An 18,364-nucleotide genomic window follows, 5' to 3' on the forward strand; every position below is an offset into this window, starting at 1 on the left:
CCTGCGCCGTGAGCTGTCGGCTCATCAGAAACCGGGGGCGGAGCCGGTGAAGACCCACAAGGCGGCTGTGTACCACAGCAGTGCGATGACGACGACCAGAGCGCCGCCGGCGGCCGGAAGCGCCCAACCGGGCAGTCGGCGGCTGCGTACCACCAGCACCTTGGCGACGAACGCGCCGTACAGGAGACAGCCCGCGATGGAGTGCACCGCCACTCGGCTGCTCGTGAACTCAACTCCGTAGGCGGTGATGCAGTGGTAGGAGATGGGCAGCGAGAGCAGAAAGGCAAGGAGGCCGATGAGCCGGTGTGTGGGGGGCACCCGGTGCGGCGCGGCCCCCGCTCCCGGTAGGCGCCGGTACATCCACAGCCCGAGCAGCAGTTGGACGACCGCGAGTGCCATCAGAGCGCTGCCCAGGCGCGCCTTGAGATCGTAGACGTCGGCGCCGTGCTGCCCGAACAGCCCGCTGGTGTAGTCGGGTGTGTGCGTGCGGCCGAACGCGTATACCCCCACCGCGACCGCGACCGGCAGCAAGGCAGCCAAAAAGCCCGCAACCTTTCGTGCGGGACGCCGCGTTCGCGCGTCCGTGTGCCCGGTCATCGGTCCCCGATCAATCGGGGTCGACCCTGCTGCCGGATGCGTTGACGACGTACCACTGTGGCGCCGGACGCCCTGGTTTCCTCGCCGTTGGTGTCAGCGGCCGTCGTGTCACCCGCGCAGCAGTGCAGCGGGGGCCCGGCGCGGGTCACTTGAGTGGCGGCCTCGGGAAGGTAGAGCGTCCGCCCCTTGGCGTCATCCAGGACGGGGCCGAGCTCGCTGAAGTGCACCGTGGCCGTGCCAGGGGCGGCGGCCGCGCTGCCGGGTGCGGCCGAGCCGATGTATGCGGGGATGCCCGCTGACAGCGCTCCCGATGTGGGCCTGGCGCAGGCGGACGGAATCGTCCGGTTGGGACAGCCGCTTGCAGCAGCAAGCGGCATGGCGGAAACCGCCGGCACTGTCGCCGGGGCCATTCCTTTCATGAGCGCTCCATGGTGTCGGACTGCGCATCCAGGCGGCCGCGGGAAACGACCCCGGCGGACCTCTTCTCCCAGTTGGCCCCGGGTGCTCGGGTCCTGTCCACTCCAACTGGTCCGCCTGGGCAGTCGCTGCTTTGTTGGCGAGGTCCCCGTCCACCTGACGTTGGCTCGTCAGGGTGACGTCGAGTTGTTGAGGGCCAGGCCGGTTCCGGCGATGAAGCCGTCGAGGGCCTCGGGCCGGTACGGGAGGCGTTTGCCTGCGGGCTGAAGCCGAGCCGGTTCATCAACACCCTTCTGACCGCGCCCCACCGCTACGCAATTCCGAGGGCACCCCCACCGCTACGCGATTCCGACCGCACCCCACCACTACGCGATCGCGCGCACCGCGGCCTCGGTCAGGGTGGCCGCGGTCCGGACGGCGCTGGTGATGGCCGCGTCGGGGTCGAGCCCGCACAGGTCGGTGAGGGTGAAGAACGCCTCGGCGCTCACGACCACCGCGAGGTCCCGCTTGAGTTGGGTGAAGCCGTCCGGGTCCCTCGCACCGAGCGTGTCCTCCAGAGGGAGGAGCGCATGGTCGATGAGTCCGAAGCGAACGCCCGGTCGCGTGGTCACCGTCTCGGGCCGGGTGATGGTGGCGGCGATCATCGCGCGTACCGAGCCCTGGCGGGCGAGGATGCCGCGGAGGAGGAACTCGCAGGCGAAGGCGACGCGTTCGACGGGGTCGGTGGAGTCCGCGACCGGCGCGAGCGCCTCGGCGGGGGGCGGCCAGACGCCGGCGAGGGCCTCGCTGATCAGCGACGGAAGGTCGGGGAAGTACCGATAGGCGGTGGCCTCGGAGACGAGGGCCGCGCGGGCGATCGCGGGCATGGTCACCTCGGCGCCCGTGTCCATGAGATCCCGGGCGGCCGCCACGATCGCCGTTCGCGTGCGCTGCTTCTGGTTGGTGCGGCCGGTGCCCGCCTGCGCCGTCATCGTGGGACTCCTCCTGTTGACTCACCCGCATTTTAGCAGCCATCCCTCATTGTGAGAGTTGACTTGCATTATGCCACCCGGCTCCCCTAATCTCATGAGAGTCAACTCTCACGAAGGAGAAACAATGAGCACGGTTTCCCTGGTCGGCCCGGACGACGGCGAGACCATCCAGCTGGGCCCCACGCAGATGCGCATCCTCGAGGACGGCAGCACCACCGGGCACCGCCTCGGAATCGGAGAGATCACCATCGCCCCGCACACCCAGGGCCCGCCCCAGCACCGCCACGCCCAGCACGACGAGGGCTTCTACGTCGTCTCCGGCACCGTGCACTTCACCATCGGGGAGACGACCCACGTGGCCCCGGCCGGCACGCTCGCCATGATCCCGCCCGGCGCCCCGCACACCTTCGCCAACCTCGGCGACACACCCGCGGTGATGCTCAACACCTTCACGCCCGACCTGTACGTGCAGTACTTCCGCGACCTGCGGAACATGATCGCGGGCGGTCAGGAACTGACCCCGGAGTCGACCGTCGCGGTGATGAGCCGCTACGCCACCGTCCCCGCGACCGACTTCGCCTGACGGCAACCCCCTTCCCTCTCGACACAGTCCACTTGAGGAGCACCGAATGACCCGCAGCACCCACACGCTCACGCTCGACCAGGGCACCCTCGACGTCACCGTCGACCTCTTCGGGCAGGAGGGGCACCCCTTCCTGCTGCTGCACGGAGGCGGCGGCCCGGGGACCGTCGCCCCGTTCGCCGGCCTGCTGGCCGAGCAGCGTCCGGCCAGGGTGTTCACCCCCGTCCACCCCGGGTTCGACGGCACTGCCCGCCCCGAGTGGCTGACCGACGTCACGACCCTGGCCCAGGTCTACGCCCAACTGCTCGACGTACTCGACCTGCGGGACGTCGCCGTTGTCGGCAACTCGATCGGCGGCTGGATCGCCGCCGAACTCGCGGCCCTGGGCAGCGACCGGATCAGCAGCGTCACCCTCGTCAACGCCGTCGGCATCCCCGTCCCCGGCCACCCGATAGCCGACACCTTCTCCCTGACGCCCGTCGAGCTGTCCCGTCTCTCCTTCCACGACCCCTCGAAGTTCCGCTTCGATCCCAGCAAGCTGACCGAGGCGCAGCGCGCGGTCATGGCCGCCAACCATGCCACCCTGCAGCTCTATTCGGGCCCGCACGCCATGGCCGACCCCACCCTGACCGACCGCCTCGCCAAGATCACCCACCCGACCCTGGTCGCATGGGGCGCAAGCGACCAGGTCGTGGACGCCGACTACGGACGCGCGTACGCGCATGCCATCCCCGACGCGGAGTTCCGTCTGCTGGAAGGCACCGGCCACATGCCCCAGACCGAGACGCCCGAGCAGTTCCTCCCGGTGCTCTGGGACTTCGCCGAGGCCCACGCCACCGACCGGCCGCAGCACTGACCCCGGGAAAGGGGACCGATGTGTCTCAACCCGACCGCGGCAGACCCACGTTGATCCTGGCCGTCTGCTGCCTGAGCGTGCTCCTGGTCAGCCTCGACACCACCATCCTCAACGTCGCCCTGCCCTCGATACAGGAAGACCTGCACAGCTCCGTGTCGGGCCTGCAGTGGACCCTCGACGCCTACACCATCGTGCTGGCCTCGCTGCTCATCCTGGCCGGCTCCACGGCCGACCGCGTCGGGAGACGGCGCGTCTTCCTCCTCGGGCTCGTGTTGTTCACCGGCGGATCGGCGCTGTGCAGCCTGGCACCCTCGCTGGACTGGCTGATCGTGTTCCGCATGGCACAGGCGGTGGGTGGCTGCATGCTCACCCCGGTCGCCATGGCCATCCTCGCGGGCGCCTTCCCCGAGCCGCGGGAGCGGGCAAGGGCCATCGGCGTGTGGGGCGGGGTGGTGGGCATCAGCATGGCGGCCGGGCCGATCCTCGGCGGCGTACTGGTCCAGACGGCCGGGTGGCGGTCGGTGTTCTGGCTGAACGTGCCGATCGGGCTGGCCGCGCTCCTGCTCACCAGCCTGTTCGTCCCCGAGTCACGCGCGCCACGGCCCCGCAGGGTGGACCCGGTGGGCCAACTGCTGGTGATCACCGCACTCGGCACCCTGACGTACGCCATCATCGAGGCACCGGGCCGGGGCTGGACCTCCCCCGCCATCGTGACCTGCCTGATCACCGCGGTCGGCGCACTGGCCGCCTTCATCCCCTACGAGAAGAGACGCGACGAACCGCTGGTCGACCCGCGCCTCTTCCGCAGCGCGCCCTTCAGCGGGGCGACGGTGATGGCGGTGTGCGCCTTCACCGCGCTCGGCGGCTTCCTGTTCGCCAACACCCTCTACCTGCAACAGGTGTTGGGGCTCAGCGCCCTGAGTACCGGAGTGCACTTGCTGCCGATGGCGGTGCTGTCACTGGTGTGCCCGCCGCTGGCCGGGCGGATCGTGGGCAGCCGCGGCCCGCGCGTCCCGCTGCTGCTCGCCGGAGCCGGCATCACCGTCGGCGGCCTGCTGGCCGTCCCCGCCACCCGATCCGCCGACCGCTCGGACATCCTGCTCTACGCGGCGTACGCACTGTTCGGACTGGGCTTCGGCTTCGTCAACGCGCCCATCACCCACACCGCGGTCTCGGGCCTGCCGCGCGCCCAGGCCGGGGTGGCCGCCGCGATCGCCGCGACCAGCCGTCAGGTCGGCGCCGCGCTCGGCATCGCGGTGACCGGCGCCGTGATCGCCGCCGGGGCACGCCCGGCCGCCTGGTGGATCATCGCCGGCTGCGGTCTGGCCATCCTCGCCCTGGGCATCCTGACCACCGGACCCTGGGCAGCCCGCACGGCCGCAGGTGACGATCCGTCCGAACGCGTCCGAGTACCGCGCGATCTCCTGGACGCCCGTTGACACCCCCTGCACGGTTCATCACGGTCATCGACCTTCCCGTCGCGGCCTCGACGGAGGGGCAGCCGGGGCCCCGAAGAGCATGGGCCGCCAAAAGCCCCTCGCCGCGCGCGAGTTGACGGCATATCGCGACGATACGCTCCGCTATGCTCAGCCCCGAACAACGAGCGAACGAACGAACGACGACTGATCGAACGACGGCCGGCGGGCGCCCAGTCCACCGGGAAGGAAACGTGAGAGAGCGCGTGATACCCGGAGATGGCGATCACCAGGCGGCGACGCGTTCGGAACGAGGCTCGGGGCGGCTGATCGCCGGTCGGTATCTGCTTCACGACGTTCTCGGCAGAGGCGGGATGGGCACGGTCTGGCGCGCCCACGACCAGCTGCTGGACCGCCCGGTCGCGGCCAAGGAACTGCACATCCTCACCCAGGGCGACGAGGAGCAGCGCGTACGGGTGCGCCGCGCGGTCCGTGAGGCGCGCGCGGTCGCCCGGGTGTCGCATCCCCATGTGGTGGGCGTCCACGACCTGGTCGAGTCCGAGGACCGGCTGTGGATCGTCATGGAACTCGTCGAGGGACCCTCGCTGGCCCACCGGATCGCCGCGAGCGGGCCGCTCACGCCGCAGCACACCGCCGCCTTGGGTGTGCAACTGCTCGACGCGCTGGAGGCCGTGCACGCGGCCGGCACCCTGCACCGTGACGTCAAGCCCGCCAACGTCCTGCTGCGCCGCGACGGCAACGCCGTCCTCACCGACTTCGGTATCGCGGCCCTGGACGACGGCGAGTTCTTGACGACCACCGGTGAACTGATCGGCTCCCTCGAGTACATGGCACCCGAGCGGGTGATGGGATCGCCGGTCGGCCCGGCCTCCGACCTGTGGTCCCTGGGCGCGACCCTCGCCACGGTCTGCGGCGGGCAGTCCCCGTTCCGCAGACCGGCACGGCCCGCGACGCTGCACGCGGTGGCGTACGAGGAAGCCGTCCTGTCGGAGCGGCTCGGCCCACTGCGCCCGCTCGTCGAGGCACTGCTGCGCAAGTCCCCCGACGAGCGCCCTTCGGCGGCCACCGCGCGTTCCGCGCTGCGACGCCTCGCGGCGGGAGAGGCGGACGCCGGGCCACTGCCGTCACCGACCGTGCGCGTGTTCCAGCCTTCAGCCGCGTTGACCGACGCGGACACCGTGACCAGCGGCCAGGGGCGACTCGTCCCGGCCGGGGAACCCGTACCGACGGCCCTGCACACCACGTCGCTCAAGCCCGCGCCCCGGCGGTCGTCCCGTCCGAGGGGCCCGAAGCGGCTGTGGTGGGCACTGGCCGGTACGGCGGTGCTGGCGGCGGGCGTCGGCGGCGGTCTCTTCCTCACCGGGGTACTGCCGCTCAAGAAGGACCCCACGACGGCGACCGTCAGTCAGGTCGTTCGGTCGACGACCGGCTGGCAGTCGGTGACCGGACTGACCGTCCAGCGGGGAGACCGGGTCACCGTACGGTTCGTTTCCGGGGAATGGACGGTCGACTACCGGAACAAACCCGTGACCGGGCCGACCGGCTACGACGCGCTCACGGACCAGTCACTGGACGGGGCGAAGAGCTGCAAGATCAAGCCGGCGGCGCCGTTCGGCACCCTGCTGGCACGCCTCTCCGTCAGTCAGGACGCCCCCGTCCACTCCGTCGGGCGGAAACTGGCTTTCCGGGCAGCTCAGAACGGCCCCCTGCAACTGGGGATCAACGACGCCGCCGGATCCTGCTCCGAGGACAACAGAGGCACGCTGACCGTAGAGGTGAGCGTCACACACCAACCTTGACGGGCGGCTGCTGAGCACCGAGCGCATGCATCTCGTCGTTGAGCCCGTCAATCTCTTCTCTCGCCTTACCGCCCTGTCCACGTCGAACACCGTGAGCGTGCTCGCCAGGGCTGGCTTGCCGAAGCCCATCACGCCGAGCCCCGGCGTCGCGACCAGCGCTTGACCCGGTTCTCCTGCGGGTCGACCTCGGCCCGCAGCGGGTCGGCGTTCTCCATGCGCCCCGTCACAGCTCCAGGCTGTCGATCTGAGCAGCACGGGCGAGTGCCACAAGGACACGGCGTGCACCGAACTGCTGCACTTCTCGACTCGATCGTCCTGCCGCACTCGACCTCCCTCACGCCCTGGTCGACCTGGTATACCTCCGCAGGCACGGCCTGGCACCGCCGAGTTGTGCTTCTCGAATTGGGTGTCGGAGATCCAGCCGGTGCCGGGCCGGCGCGGGGGCGAGCCGGACGACCTGCTCGGCACTCTCCTCCCCTGCTCAACCACGGCGCCCCGACGCGCTTGGCCTCCAGCCCCGGATCGCCGGTACCAGGTCGACCACAGCACTGAGCACCGCGGCATCGCCGCCCACGTCATGGACGCCTGGCAACGCCGCCAAGGACTATCCACCAGCAGATCTGGAGTCGCCCAGCACATGACCGGCGTGTTCGCGCGGGTTGCGTGAGAGCTCCGATCCAGGCCCGGCCTCCGGCCGCGGCTCTGGCCGTAGGCGGACACCATCGCCCCGTTCGGACAGCGCGCGTCGGCCGGTGGCCAGTGTCCAGCCGACGGCGGCGATCGCGGCCAGCGCGAGGGTGGCCAGCATCAGCGTGGTGTGGGCTCCGGCACTGCCGGCCGCCCGGGCCAGCGGGTTGGGCGCACCGAGCCGGTCGACCAGCCAGCCGAGGGCCGCCGTGCCGGTGAGCAGCGCGCCGCCCACCCGCAGCGTGGGCTGTACCCGCATCCGCGCGATCACCAGCAGCGAGGGCAGGGCGAGGCAGACCAGCAGGAGCTGGACCAGCTCGATGCCCAGGTTGAAGCCGAGGAGACTGAACACGAGCTGTCCGGTCGCCAGATGCATCTCGGCGAGCACGAAGGAGAACGCCATACCGTGGCCGAGGCCGAAGACGCCGGCCACGACCGCTTCGCGGTCCGGGAACAGGGGGCGGATCGCGTGTACGGCGCCGACGAGGATGCTGGCGGCGATGAACGCCTCGACCGGCCAGCTGGGTGTCTCCAGGCGACTGAGGGCGGTGGCGACCAGCGCCACGGAGTGGCCGGCGGTGAAAGCGAGCGTGATGCGGCCGATGCGCCCGAGCGCGGCGCGGGCGCCGACCAGGCCGTGCCAGCGTCCCCCGGTGGCCCGCAGCGGTGCGGGCAGGAGCAGGATGAGCAGGAACAGCAGATGGTCGGTGCCGGTGAGGATGTGGTTGCCGCCGAGTTCGAGCATGGCGACGAAGCCGCGCCAAGCGCTCCCCTCGCCGAGGTCGACGGTAAGCGGCTGGACGCTCATGTGCCGGACATCGAGACGGATGGTGCCGACCTGGGTGGCGCCCTCGCCGCTGACGCGGCCTGCGGCCCAGTCCTGTCGTACCGACACCAGCGTCACGTGGGTGACGACCTGATGGACGATCACGTCGTAGTTCAGGGTGAAGTGCCGTACGTCACCGTCGGCCGGCGGGGTGAGTACGGCCTTGGCGACCAGCTCGCGGTACGGGCCGGTGGAGGTCTGCTGGGTGCGGCTGAGGCTCAGCGCGCCGATGCTGACCTGCCAGGCTTTGCCCTTGAGGGACATCGGGCGGATGTGGCGGCCGAGGTAGGCGCGGATGGCCGTGGCCTTGGCGGGCAGGGCCGACGGTTCGATGTGGGTCAGATCGATCCCGCCGGCCGTGGCGAGGTCGCCGACCGGCAGTTCCAGCCGCGCGGTGACGGAGGCCTTGTACACGTCGAGCTGGACCACTGAGTGCGGCATCGGGTGCGCGGCGGCCGGCGACGCTCCGAGCAGGAGCGCCGCCGGTACCACGGTCGCGATCCCAGCCACCCGGCGAAGTGCTGTGGTCAGCCAAGTTCGCGGTCGGGTCATGAGAAGGTGAACTCGCTACCGTAGTCGCGGGTGTGGTCGCGGTACACGGTGTGGTAGTGGATCTGGTCCCGGTACACCACGCCGTTCTGGCAGACGAACTCGACCCACACGCCGGGACCGTCGATGCGTACGTAGTCGCCCTGGGTGTCCAGGCCGGTGCCGCCGGAGTAGGCGACGTAGGTCTCGTTCAGCTCATGCTCGTACGTCTTCATGAGCTTCTTCGCGGTGGCGTCGTCCACGTTGGCGACCCAGGGGTGGATCGCCTTCAGCACCAGTTGCTTCTGATTGGGCGACAGCGAGCTGACCTTGACGCCTTCCTTGGTCTCCGGGAACTGGCCGTCCTCACCCGGGCCGAGGAGCACGTCGCTGAACGACGCGGACAGCTTGGCGGTGGCCAGCTGCTCCGTGCTCAGGCTGCCGGTCAGCGCGAGCAGGCCGTTGCGCTGCTTCTCCAGGGGCGAGTACGTGGTGCCGTCGTCGTCGGTCCAGGTGGTCGGCTCGACCCCGATGAAGAAGGGGCTGGCGCCTGCCACCTTGCCCTTCTTGTAGGTCTCGTTCACGGCGAGGTGGTGGCCGCCGAAATGCAGCTGCCAGGTACCGTCCGCCGAGGGGGTGCCCAGGAACGCCAGGAAGTAGACCCCGCTGCCGTAGCCGCCGAGACCGCCTCCTCCTGGGCCACCGGACGGCGGCGTGCCCGTCGGGACGTCGGTGGCCGTCGAGCTCGGGGCCGCCGTGGCGGACGGGTCCGCCGAGACCGTGCTCGACGCGCTGCCCGAGGGCGCCGGCCCCGCGGAACTGGTGCTCTGCGCCGAGTTGAGCACGTGGTCGGCCTTGATGATCTGCGTGATCTGGTCGTACCCGGTGCCCTTGCCGGTGCCCGTGGCCAGCTTCACCACCTTCATGGCGGCGGCCAGTTGAGTGTCCGTCAGGGAGCTGAGCCGGATGCCGGGCCGACAGGACGAGCCGCACGGCAGGTTCGACCAGGCTGTCGCGTTCGCCTGAGAGAAGTCCAGCAGTACCTCCGCCTGCTGGTCGGCGTCCAGCGTCGACCGGGCGCTTGACGCCTGCGGCCGATTTGGCTGCCGGCACATCCGTCGATGCATTTGCCACCGCATATCCGCCGCTGACCAGCACCATTGCCGTGACGGCGCCGGCTGTGCCACGGGCCCGCCGACCGGACCGCCGCGTCCCCGTCCCTGAGCGCGCCATGGGGACCCCGGCCCCGCGGTGCCACTCGCGTGGCCTGACCGGGATCCGGACGGCCAGGATGATTCAGCCCGACGTCAGGGCCGACCGCGCCACGCAACCTGGGTGCAACCCAGCCTGGTGTTGGCTGGACACCACAGGCCAGGAACGAGCGGCCACTGCGACCGGCGATTCAGCCGCAAAGCGAGATCCGGACCGGTTCCGGACCAACCAACCGTCGCGCGAAGCGGTGGCATCCGCTTCCGCGCATCAAGGCAGGGACACGCCATGGACCAGCAGGAGACGACGGACGCCGCCCCGCGCGTGGAGCTGACGCCCTCGGCCGCCGAGTTGCTGCGGCGGCTGCGGGCGGTCCACGGACCGTTGATGTTCCACCAGTCCGGCGGCTGCTGCGACGGCAGTGCGCCCATGTGCTACCCGGAGGGCGAGTTCCGCACCGGCGGCTCCGACGTGCTGCTCGCCGAGTTGGACGTCGAGGGGCTCGACGAGCCGGTGACGTTCTGGATGTCGAGGAGCCAGTACGAGCTGTGGAGCCACACGCGGCTGATCGTCGATGTCGTGGCGGGCCGCGGCAGCGGTTTCTCCCTGGAAGCACCCGAAGGAGTGCGTTTTCTCATCCGTTCCCGCGTCGTAGACGCCTAGGCCCCGCGGAGGTCGTCGCGGTCTGCTGCAATCCCCCTGAGTCCTTGGACAGTTGACGAGACCTCAGGGGGCACCGTGACACCTCGCGACGGACGACTCAGAACAGCACTGACGGTTCTCACGGCATGGAGCGCGCTGGCCGGTGCGGCCCTGGTGGGGGCGGCACCGGCCAGCGGCGTGGAAGGCGCCCGCACCTGGAACGGCACGGTCGCGGACGCGAAGACCCTCGTCGGCAAGGCCGTCGCCCCGGGCATCACGTACAGGGAGTTCAACCTCCCGGCCGCCCAGGGCGTGGCGCGCGCACACTTACTGAGCGTCGACCTGAGCAACCGTCATGTGCGCGTCGATCTCCTCCACTCCGCGGCCGTGGCCTCCCGGGCGGCCGTCTCCCGGCTGGCCGAGGCGCAGGGCGCCGTCGCCGGCGTCAACGGTGACTTCTTCGACATCTCCGAGGCCCAGCATCCTGGGGTCGAGGCCACGGGCGCGACCGTGGGTCCGGCGATCGCGAACGGCCGCGCTCTGAAGGCGGCGGTCCCGGACGGTCAGCGCTTCGGCCCCACCCTCCCGCCCGGCACGACCACGAAGAACGTGCTCGGCGTGGGCCTGGACGGCCGGGCCCGGCTGGACAGTCTGGCCCTCGACGGTTCCGTGCGCAGCTCCCGTGGGCGGTGGGCGCTCGGTGGGCTCAACCAGTACGCGCTGCCGCAGGGTTCCATCGGCGCGTTCACCTCGGCCTGGGGCGGTGTCTCCCGGAAGCGGGCCGTCTGCGGCACCGACATCGACCGCGCCGCGCCCTGCAGCGCGGACACCTACGAGGTGACGGTCCGCCGCGGCCGGGTCGTGTCGACGGCCACCACACCGGGCGGCGGCCCCATCGCGTCCGGCACCACCGTGCTGGTGGGGCGCGAGGCGGGCGCGCAGCAGTTGCGCAAGCTGGCGAAGGGGCAGGCGGTCCGCATTCAGCACTGGCTCGTCGCGGCCGGCACCCGGATCCGGTACCGCTTCGCCATCGGCGGCTGTCCGGTCCTCACTCACGGGCAGCCGCTGCCCGGTCTGAACAACACCACCTCGGCCGTACGGACCGCCGTGGGCATCGCGAACAAGGGGCGGCGCCTGCTTCTGCTCGCCCTCGACGGCGCGGCCGCCTACCGCGGCGGACTGACCGTCGCCGAAGTGGCGCACGCCATGCGGTCGTTGGGCTCCGTCGACGCGTTCAGTCTGGACGGCGGCGGCTCCACGACCATGGTGGCGCGGATGCCGGGAGCGGGCGCGGTGAGCGTCCTCAACCACCCCTCCGGTGGCGCCGAACGCCCGGTCCCCAACGGCATCGGGGTGTTCTCACACAGCTGACACACCTGAAGCCGAACATCAGGGGCGCAGGCTGCTCACGATGTCCGCCGTCGCGGTGAGCCCGTTCTGAATGGTCGGCGCCATGCTGGTGGTCGACAGATAGAAGCCGAGCAGGACGCAGACCACCGCGTGCGAGGGTTTCAGCGCGCCGTTGCGCAGGAAGACCACCGCGAGGATCAGGAGCAGTACCACCACAGAGATGGAAATGGCCATCGTCAACCTCCTCCGCCACGTCGACACCGCGGCTTTCGGCCGCAAGTGTCGCGTAGCGGAGGGTTCGTCCGGGCGGCTGACGTGTCCTCCGAACGTGTGGTGTCTACGCCCGCTCGCACACCAGCGCGTGCACCTGATCGTGCGCGTCCACTCGCGTGCGTCCTACGCGCACGCGTCTACTCGTGTGCGTCGAGGAAGGCTTCGAGCCCGGCGAGGTCGTCGGTGTTGAAGTAGTCGAGGTCGGCGGCCAGTAGTTCGCCCCACAGGGCCTCGCGCGCCGGGCCCGCCAGGTCGGGCGTGGCCCAGAACCGCACCTTCTGGTGGCGTCGGTGCGCCGCCGCGATGATGCCGCGCAGCTTCGCACGCTCGGCGTCGGGGAACGGGCCGTCGCCCAGCCAGGTGAAGTTGAGCGTCCAGTTGTCCGAGATCAGCGGGATGAAGGAGGCGGGGGCCGCGCTGCCGAGGTCGGTGAGCCTGCCGTCGTAGAAGGCGCGCCGCACGCTCTGCGCCTCCATGGGCGTACGGGCGGCGCGGTCGCCGGAGATCACCGCGGTGATCGGCCCCGGGCGCGCCCGGCCGTGCGCGTAGGTGGTGAACAGGTGCGGGTAGCGGCTCAGATGGCGGTCGAGTTCGAGGTACGTCGACGAGCCCTCGGTCTTGATGTCGATGAGGAGTTGCAGGGGCCTCCGGTATCCCCGGTAGACCGAGCCGTGGTTGGCCTTCACACGGGCGGCGAGCGGGGCGAGGTAGAGGGATTCGAGGGTGCGGTTCGGGTCGAGGTCGACCGGGTCGTGGGCGACGAGGAGTTGGTCGCCCACGAGGTAGATGTCGGCCTCGACGCTGCCGAAGCGGTGGTCGAGGGCGTCGAACAGGGGGCGCGGGTGCTCGTAGTCGTTGTGCGCGTGGGCACGCCGCAGGGGGCGCGTGTGGTGCTTCTCCTCCCCCGCCAGTGCTCGCGAGGCGGGCAGGGCGACCGAGCCCGCTAGGGCGGCGCCGAGGGTGGTGAGGGCTCTGCGACGGGTGGTGAGGGCCATGCTCTGCCTCCCTTGAGGGGTGCGCTACGGACCTCAGCGAGTATGCGGTCCCCCGGGGCCCAACAAACCTTGAGGTGAGGGGAGTTGGCCGGACTGCCGCTGTCCGTTCACTTCACCCGCGGTGCGCACACCGAGAGGCCCGCCCCTGGTGGGGCGGGCCTCTGGCAGAGGTAGGTCAGGGGGCTTGCAGGTCCACCAGTTCGGCCAGCGCCGTGCGGTGGGCTCCCGCCGTGCCGTACGCGATCGAGTCCGCCTTGGCCCGCTTCAGATAGAGGTGAACCGGGTGCTCCCAGGTCATCCCGATGCCCCCGTGCAGTTGGAGGGCCTCCTCGGCGGTGTGGACGGCGACGGGCGCCGCGTACGCCTGGGCGACGGCGACCGACACGTCGGTGTCCGCGCTGCCGGTCGCGAGCGCGTCGGCGGCACCGCGGGCGGCGGCGCGTGTGTTGACGACCTCCAGCCACAGCTGCGCGAGCCGGTGCTTGAGCGCCTGGAATCCGCCGACGGGCCGGTTGAACTGCTTGCGGTCCTTGAGATAGCGGACCGTCTCGGTCAAGCACCAGTCGGCGAGCCCGAGTTGCTCGGAGGCGAGCAGTCCCGCGCCGCTGCGCAGGGCTCGTCGTACGGCGGGTTCGGCGGCGCCGAGGCGACGTGCCCGCACCCCGTCGAAGGTGACCGTGGCGAGCGGCCGGGTGAGGTCGAGGGACACCTGCGGGGTGAGCGTCACGGCGTCCGCGTCCACCGCGTACAGCCCGCCGTCGCCCGCCGGAACCAGCAGCACGTCGGCCACCGCCGCGTCCGCGATCCCCGTCAGCTCCCCGTGCAGAAGGCCGTCCTCGTTCCGTACGGTCTTGTGGGCGCCGCCGGGTGCCACGGACAGCGCGACGGCGAGCGCGCCGATCGTCCGGCCCGACGCCAGCGCCGTCAGCAGCCCGGCGGCCTCCTCGCCCTCGCAGGCCAGCAGCGCCTCGGTGGCGACGACGGCGCTGGTCAGATACGGCACCGGCGCGACCGCACGCCCCAGCTCCTCCAGCACCACGGCGACTTCGCGGTGGGTGGCGCCCTGGCCGCCCAGCGACTCGGGTACGAGCAGGCCCGCCAGGCCCATCCCGTCCGAGAGCGCCTTCCACAGCTCGGGGTCGTGCGGGGTGTCCGTCTCGGTGCGGGTGATGACGCCCGCCGCGTCGCAGTGGTCGGTGAGGAGGTCGCGGACGGCGGCGCGCAGCGCCTCTTCCTCCTCGGAGTACAGCAGATCGGGCTGGGTGCTCTGTGTTGTCGTCATCATCATCGGGTCAGGTCCTTCCACGCGACGTCCTTGTCGGTGCGCGGCTCGGACGGCAGGCCCAGCACGCGTTCGGCGACGATGTTCAGCAGGACCTCGCTGGTCCCGCCCTCGATGCTGTTGCCCTTGGAGCGCAGATAGCGGTAGCCGGCGTCGCGGCCGGTGAAGTCGACCAGTTCCGGTCGGCGCATCGTCCAGTCGTCGTACAGCAGGCCTTCTTCGCCGAGGAGTTCAACCTCGAGGCCGCTGATCTCCTGGTTGAGGCGAGCGAATCCGAGCTTCATCCCGGAGCCCTCGTGGCCGGGCTGGCCCGCGACGAGCTGCTGGCGCAGCCGCTCGCCGGAGAGCCGGGCGACCTCGGCCTCCACCCACAGCTTCAGCAGCCGCTGGTGCAGATCGTGGGTGCGCAGTTCGGGACGCTCGCGCCAGGTCCTGGAGACCGGGCCGATCATGCCGCCCTCGCGGGGGATGCGCATACCGCCGATGGAGACGCGCTCGTTCATGAGCGTGGTCTGCGCGACCCGCCAGCCGTCGCCGACCTCGCCCAACCGGTGCGCGTCGGGGATGCGGACGTCGGTGAGGAAGACCTCGTTGAACTCGGCCTCGCCGGTGATCTGGCGCAGCGGCCGCACCTCGACGCCGGGGTCGGTCATGTCGCAGATGAAGTACGTGATGCCGCGGTGCTTGGGCACGTCCGGGTCGGTGCGGGCGATGAGGATGGCCCAGCGGGCGACGTGGGCGCTGGAGGTCCACACCTTCTGCCCGTTGACCACCCAGGTGTCGCCCTCCCGGACGGCACGCGTACCGAGCGCGGCCAGGTCGGACCCGGCGCCGGGCTCGCTGAAGAGCTGGCACCAGACCTCCTCGCCGACCCACAACGGCCTGAGGAAGTCCCGCTTCTGCTCCTCGGTGCCGAAGCCGAGGACGGTCGGCGCGGCCATGCCGAGGCCGATGCCGATGCGCCGCGGGTCGTTGTCGGGGGCGCCGGCAGCCTCCAGTTCGGCGTCCACGACGGCCTGGAGGGTGCGCGGGGCGCCGAGCCCGCCGAGGCCCTCGGGGTAGTGCACCCAGGCGAGTCCGGCGTCGAAACGGGCCTTGAGGAAGTCGAGGCGGTCCGTGGTCGCGGGCGGGTGCGCCGCCAGCAACTCCTTCGTACGGGTGCGCAGTTCGGCTGCGTCGGTCATGCGGCTGCTCCGTTCTCGAGAGAGGGCACCACGACGACCCGGCCGGTGGTGACACCGTCGCCGACCCGCTGCACGGCGGCCGCACCGCCGCTCAGCGGCACGCGCTCGCTGACCAGCGGCTTGATGGCGCCGCGCGCGGCCAGCTCGGTGAGCTGCTCGTGGCAGTGCTGGATCAGCTTGGGGTTCTTGGTGCCGTACAGGCCCCAGTGCAGGCCGAGGATCGCGTAGTTCTTCACCAGGGCGTGGTTGAGCGCCGGGCTGGGGATCGAGCCGCTGGCGAAGCCCACGACGACGATCCGGCCCTCGAAGGCGACGACCTTGGTGGACTGGGTGTACGCCTCGCCGCCGACGGGGTCGTAGATCACATCGGCGCCGCGGCCGCCGGTGGCTTCCTTCACGGCGGCGATGACGTCCTGGGTACGCCGGTCGATGACGACGTCGCAGCCCAGCTCGCGCGCCACGGCCACCTTGTCGGCACCGCCGACCACGCCGATGACGGTGGCGCCCGCCGCCTTGCCCAGCTGCACGGCCGCGCTGCCGACCCCTCCGGCGGCGGCGTGGACGAGCAGTGTCTCGCCGGCTTCGAGACGGGCCCGGCGGTGCAGACCGAACCACCCCGTCTGGTAGCCGATGTGCAGGGCGGCCGCCTCGGCGTCGTCGAGGGTGTCGGGCGCGGGCAGCAGGGCGGCGGCGTCCGCGACGGCGTACTCGGCGAAACCGCCGTGCGGCAGCGCGGGGTTGGCCAGCACGCGGCGTCCGTCCTCGGTCTCGCCGCAGATCTCCACGCCGGGCGTGAACGGCAGTGGCGGCCTGACCTGGTAGTGCCCGCGGCACATCAGCACGTCCGGGAAGTTGATGTTCGCCGCGCGCACCTTGAGCAGGACCTGCCCCTCACCGGGCACCGGTCGCTCCACGTCCTGGAGCTGCATCGCCTGGCTCGGTTCGCCGAGCTGGTGTACTTGCCATGCCTGCATGCGGGGCCTCCACGGGACTGCTCTGTCTGACCGGGCTCGACCGCATACTAAGCGGTCGCTTGCCGATCAGGGAACAGTCAGGTGCGTCACGCCCTCACGAGCGGGCCGGACGCGCCCTCACATGCATCCGCTCCCCCTGCGGCCCGAACAGGCTCAGGAACTCCACGGGCCCCTCCCCCGTCGACCCGAACCAGTGCGGCACCCGCGTGTCGAACTCGGCGGCCTCCCCCGGACCGAGCACCACGTCGTGGTCGGCCAGCACGAGCCTGAGCCGCCCCGACATCACGTACAGCCACTCATAGCCCTCGTGGGTCCGGGGTTCCGGTTCGAGCTTGCGCTGCGGTTCGAGCACCTTGTACGCCTGGAGTCCGCCGGGCTGCCGGGTGAGCGGCCAGTGGGTGCGGCCGCCGCGCACGATCGGCTGGGCGCGTACCCGCGGGTCGCGCACCGGGGGCGCGCCGACCAACTCGTCCAGCGGTACCTCGTGGGCCCGGGCGATCGGCAGCAGGAGCTCCAGACTGGGCTTGCGCAGCCCCGACTCCAGCCGCGACAGCGTGCTCACGGAGATGCCGGTCGCCTCGGACAGCCCGGCGAGTGTCGCGCCCCGCTCCTTGCGGATGCGCCGCAGCCTCGGCCCGACCTCGGCCAGCACCTCGTCCGTCCCTGCCTCGTCATCCATACCCTTGCTCATGCCCATATTGCAGATTCGGCAAAGCCATTTGTCAATGCGGCACCGGTCGGGCGACCGTCTGCGGTGGAGGTGGTCACCATGACCGACATGACCGAGAGGTACGAGGCCGTCGTCGTCGGAGGCGGCGCGGCCGGCCTGTCCGCCGCACTGGTCCTCGGCCGGGCCCGGCGCCGCACGCTCGTCGTCGACGCGGGCGAGCCGCGCAACGCGCCCGCCGCGCATCTGCAGGGCTATCTGACCCGGGACGGCATGCCGCCCGCGGAGTTCCTCGCCGCGGGGCGCGAGGAGATCGCGCGGTACGGCGTCGAGCTGGTCCGGGACCGGGCGGTGGACGTGTCCCGGCAGGACAACGGCGAGTTCGTCGTGACGCTCACGGCCGGACGGACCGTGCACGCGCGGCGGCTGATCCTCGCCACCGGGCTGGCGGACGAGCTCCCGACGGTCACAGGGGTCGCCGAGCGCTTCGGGCGCGACGTGCTGCACTGCCCGTACTGCCACGGCTGGGAGGTCCGCGACAAGTCCTTCGGGGTGCTGGCCACCACACCGATGAGCGTCCACCAGGCGCTGATGGTCTCCCAGTGGTCGAAGGACGTCACCCTCTTCCTGCACACGGTCGCCGAGGAGCTGCTGACGGCCGACGACACGCGACGGCTCGCCGCTGCCGGGGTCGTCGTGGTGCCCGGTGAGGTCGCGGGGCTCGTCGTCGAGGACGACCGGCTCACGGGGCTCCGGCTCACGGACGGCACCGTCCACGACCGCTCGACGCTCTTCGTGGCGCCGCGCGCGGTCCCCCGCAACGACCTGTTCGAGCGGCTGGGCGCCGAGCTGCGCGAAACCCCGTTCGGCACGTACCCGGTGGTCGACGAGACGGGCCTGACGACCGTGCCCGGCGTCTGGGCGGCGGGCAACGCGGTGGGCTTCGCCGAGCAGGTCGTGAACGCCGCGGGCGCGGGCTACCGGGCCGCGGCCACGCTCAACGGCGAGCTGCTCTTCGCCGACCTCGACGCCGCCCAGGACAGGTCCTGACCCCGGAGCTGAACCGCCCGGGTGTGGAGGGCGCCCCT

17 protein-coding genes are annotated in these 18,364 nt (G+C 71.2%); 7 read left to right on the forward strand and 10 right to left on the reverse strand.

The genetic code is table 11. The features are described from left to right. Window positions 1-24: 24 nt before the first annotated feature. Both OG798_RS11835 and OG798_RS11840 read right to left on the reverse strand, forming a co-directional pair. The gene (locus OG798_RS11835; RefSeq protein ID WP_121416866.1) at window positions 25-597 is read right to left on the reverse strand and encodes a DUF6529 family protein; all 573 of its coding nucleotides are present in this window, start codon (window positions 595-597) and stop codon (window positions 25-27) included. Between the two features lie 782 nt (window positions 598-1,379). Beyond that, window positions 1,380-1,985 carry a TetR/AcrR family transcriptional regulator gene (locus OG798_RS11840; RefSeq protein WP_097226555.1) on the reverse strand — a complete coding sequence of 202 codons (606 nt, stop codon included), beginning with the start codon at window positions 1,983-1,985 and terminating at the stop codon, window positions 1,380-1,382. A 124-nt stretch (window positions 1,986-2,109) separates the two neighbouring features. Here OG798_RS11840 and OG798_RS11845 point away from each other — a divergent pair, with 124 nt between their 5' ends. The 4 genes from OG798_RS11845 (at window position 2,110) to OG798_RS11860 (ending at window position 6,659) form a co-directional block, all read left to right on the forward strand. After that, on the forward strand, window positions 2,110-2,568 hold the full coding sequence (locus OG798_RS11845; protein ID WP_095856049.1) for a cupin domain-containing protein: 459 nt from the start codon (window positions 2,110-2,112) through the stop codon (window positions 2,566-2,568). Between the two features lie 46 nt (window positions 2,569-2,614). After that, the gene (locus tag OG798_RS11850) at window positions 2,615-3,424 is read left to right on the forward strand and encodes an alpha/beta fold hydrolase (protein WP_328756955.1); all 810 of its coding nucleotides are present in this window, start codon (window positions 2,615-2,617) and stop codon (window positions 3,422-3,424) included. Between the two features lie 20 nt (window positions 3,425-3,444). Further along, complete coding sequence (locus OG798_RS11855) at window positions 3,445-4,863, forward strand: DHA2 family efflux MFS transporter permease subunit (protein WP_183127428.1); 1,419 nt, start codon at window positions 3,445-3,447, stop codon at window positions 4,861-4,863. Window positions 4,864-5,006: 143 nt separating this feature from the next. After that, a complete protein-coding gene (locus tag OG798_RS11860) occupies window positions 5,007-6,659 on the forward strand; it encodes a serine/threonine-protein kinase (RefSeq protein ID WP_121416864.1) in 1,653 nt (550 codons plus the stop codon). 604 nt (window positions 6,660-7,263) lie between these two features. On the opposite strand, the gene OG798_RS11865 is transcribed toward OG798_RS11860, so the two are convergent. Both OG798_RS11865 and OG798_RS11870 read right to left on the reverse strand, forming a co-directional pair. Next, window positions 7,264-8,682, reverse strand: coding sequence for a HupE/UreJ family protein (locus tag OG798_RS11865; RefSeq protein WP_267061117.1), 1,419 nt, complete (start codon window positions 8,680-8,682; stop codon window positions 7,264-7,266). Between the two features lie 38 nt (window positions 8,683-8,720). After that, the gene (locus tag OG798_RS11870) at window positions 8,721-9,815 is read right to left on the reverse strand and encodes a DUF3500 domain-containing protein (protein WP_328756956.1); all 1,095 of its coding nucleotides are present in this window, start codon (window positions 9,813-9,815) and stop codon (window positions 8,721-8,723) included. A gap of 382 nt (window positions 9,816-10,197) precedes the next feature. Here OG798_RS11870 and OG798_RS11875 point away from each other — a divergent pair, with 382 nt between their 5' ends. Continuing rightward, window positions 10,198-10,572, forward strand: a complete 375-nt coding sequence (locus OG798_RS11875; protein WP_095856043.1) for a DUF779 domain-containing protein — start codon at window positions 10,198-10,200, stop codon at window positions 10,570-10,572. A 75-nt stretch (window positions 10,573-10,647) separates the two neighbouring features. Next, complete coding sequence (locus OG798_RS11880; RefSeq protein WP_267061119.1) at window positions 10,648-11,922, forward strand: phosphodiester glycosidase family protein; 1,275 nt, start codon at window positions 10,648-10,650, stop codon at window positions 11,920-11,922. Window positions 11,923-11,940: 18 nt separating this feature from the next. On the opposite strand, the gene OG798_RS11885 is transcribed toward OG798_RS11880, so the two are convergent. The 6 genes from OG798_RS11885 to OG798_RS11910 form a co-directional block, all read right to left on the reverse strand. Next, window positions 11,941-12,135: a hypothetical protein gene (locus tag OG798_RS11885; protein WP_054228939.1), complete on the reverse strand. Its 195-nt coding sequence runs from the start codon at window positions 12,133-12,135 to the stop codon at window positions 11,941-11,943. A 176-nt stretch (window positions 12,136-12,311) separates the two neighbouring features. Continuing rightward, window positions 12,312-13,169 (reverse strand): phosphatidylinositol-specific phospholipase C/glycerophosphodiester phosphodiesterase family protein, encoded by an 858-nt coding sequence (locus OG798_RS11890; RefSeq protein ID WP_121416861.1) that lies wholly within the window; start codon window positions 13,167-13,169, stop codon window positions 12,312-12,314. A 175-nt stretch (window positions 13,170-13,344) separates the two neighbouring features. After that, window positions 13,345-14,457: an acyl-CoA dehydrogenase family protein gene (locus OG798_RS11895; protein ID WP_328756957.1), complete on the reverse strand. Its 1,113-nt coding sequence runs from the start codon at window positions 14,455-14,457 to the stop codon at window positions 13,345-13,347. Continuing rightward, window positions 14,454-15,635 (reverse strand): acyl-CoA dehydrogenase family protein, encoded by a 1,182-nt coding sequence (locus OG798_RS11900; RefSeq protein WP_095856040.1) that lies wholly within the window; start codon window positions 15,633-15,635, stop codon window positions 14,454-14,456. Before OG798_RS11900 ends, OG798_RS11895 begins: the two co-directional genes overlap by 4 nt. Next, entirely contained in the window at window positions 15,632-16,609 is a 978-nt protein-coding gene (locus OG798_RS11905) for an NADPH:quinone oxidoreductase family protein (RefSeq protein ID WP_095856039.1), read from the reverse strand. Before OG798_RS11905 ends, OG798_RS11900 begins: the two co-directional genes overlap by 4 nt. Window positions 16,610-16,703: 94 nt before the next feature. Continuing rightward, complete coding sequence (locus OG798_RS11910) at window positions 16,704-17,300, reverse strand: helix-turn-helix domain-containing protein (RefSeq protein WP_267061121.1); 597 nt, start codon at window positions 17,298-17,300, stop codon at window positions 16,704-16,706. An 87-nt stretch (window positions 17,301-17,387) separates the two neighbouring features. Here OG798_RS11910 and OG798_RS11915 point away from each other — a divergent pair, with 87 nt between their 5' ends. After that, a complete protein-coding gene (locus tag OG798_RS11915) occupies window positions 17,388-18,326 on the forward strand; it encodes an NAD(P)/FAD-dependent oxidoreductase (protein ID WP_328760023.1) in 939 nt (312 codons plus the stop codon). Window positions 18,327-18,364 lie beyond the last annotated feature (38 nt).

The organism is Streptomyces sp. NBC_00271 (assembly GCF_036178845.1).
Classification (GTDB): Bacteria; Actinomycetota; Actinomycetes; order Streptomycetales; family Streptomycetaceae; genus Streptomyces.

What these genes read in the sequence shown, in the direction of transcription:
- OG798_RS11900 (WP_095856040.1), bottom strand. Translation starts at nt 15,635, where the DNA reads ATGACCGACGCAGCCGAACTGCGCACCCGTACGAAGGAGTTGCTGGCG.
- OG798_RS11885 (WP_054228939.1), bottom strand. Translation starts at nt 12,135, where the DNA reads ATGGCCATTTCCATCTCTGTGGTGGTACTGCTCCTGATCCTCGCGGTG.
- OG798_RS11850 (WP_328756955.1), top strand. Translation starts at nt 2,615, where the DNA reads ATGACCCGCAGCACCCACACGCTCACGCTCGACCAGGGCACCCTCGAC.
- OG798_RS11910 (WP_267061121.1), bottom strand. Translation starts at nt 17,300, where the DNA reads ATGAGCAAGGGTATGGATGACGAGGCAGGGACGGACGAGGTGCTGGCC.
- OG798_RS11890 (WP_121416861.1), bottom strand. Translation starts at nt 13,169, where the DNA reads ATGGCCCTCACCACCCGTCGCAGAGCCCTCACCACCCTCGGCGCCGCC.
- OG798_RS11870 (WP_328756956.1), bottom strand. Translation starts at nt 9,815, where the DNA reads ATGTGCCGGCAGCCAAATCGGCCGCAGGCGTCAAGCGCCCGGTCGACG.
- OG798_RS11845 (WP_095856049.1), top strand. Translation starts at nt 2,110, where the DNA reads ATGAGCACGGTTTCCCTGGTCGGCCCGGACGACGGCGAGACCATCCAG.
- OG798_RS11905 (WP_095856039.1), bottom strand. Translation starts at nt 16,609, where the DNA reads ATGCAGGCATGGCAAGTACACCAGCTCGGCGAACCGAGCCAGGCGATG.
- OG798_RS11875 (WP_095856043.1), top strand. Translation starts at nt 10,198, where the DNA reads ATGGACCAGCAGGAGACGACGGACGCCGCCCCGCGCGTGGAGCTGACG.
- OG798_RS11915 (WP_328760023.1), top strand. Translation starts at nt 17,388, where the DNA reads ATGACCGAGAGGTACGAGGCCGTCGTCGTCGGAGGCGGCGCGGCCGGC.
- OG798_RS11835 (WP_121416866.1), bottom strand. Translation starts at nt 597, where the DNA reads ATGACCGGGCACACGGACGCGCGAACGCGGCGTCCCGCACGAAAGGTT.
- OG798_RS11895 (WP_328756957.1), bottom strand. Translation starts at nt 14,457, where the DNA reads ATGATGATGACGACAACACAGAGCACCCAGCCCGATCTGCTGTACTCC.
- OG798_RS11840 (WP_097226555.1), bottom strand. Translation starts at nt 1,985, where the DNA reads ATGACGGCGCAGGCGGGCACCGGCCGCACCAACCAGAAGCAGCGCACG.
- OG798_RS11860 (WP_121416864.1), top strand. Translation starts at nt 5,007, where the DNA reads ATGCTCAGCCCCGAACAACGAGCGAACGAACGAACGACGACTGATCGA.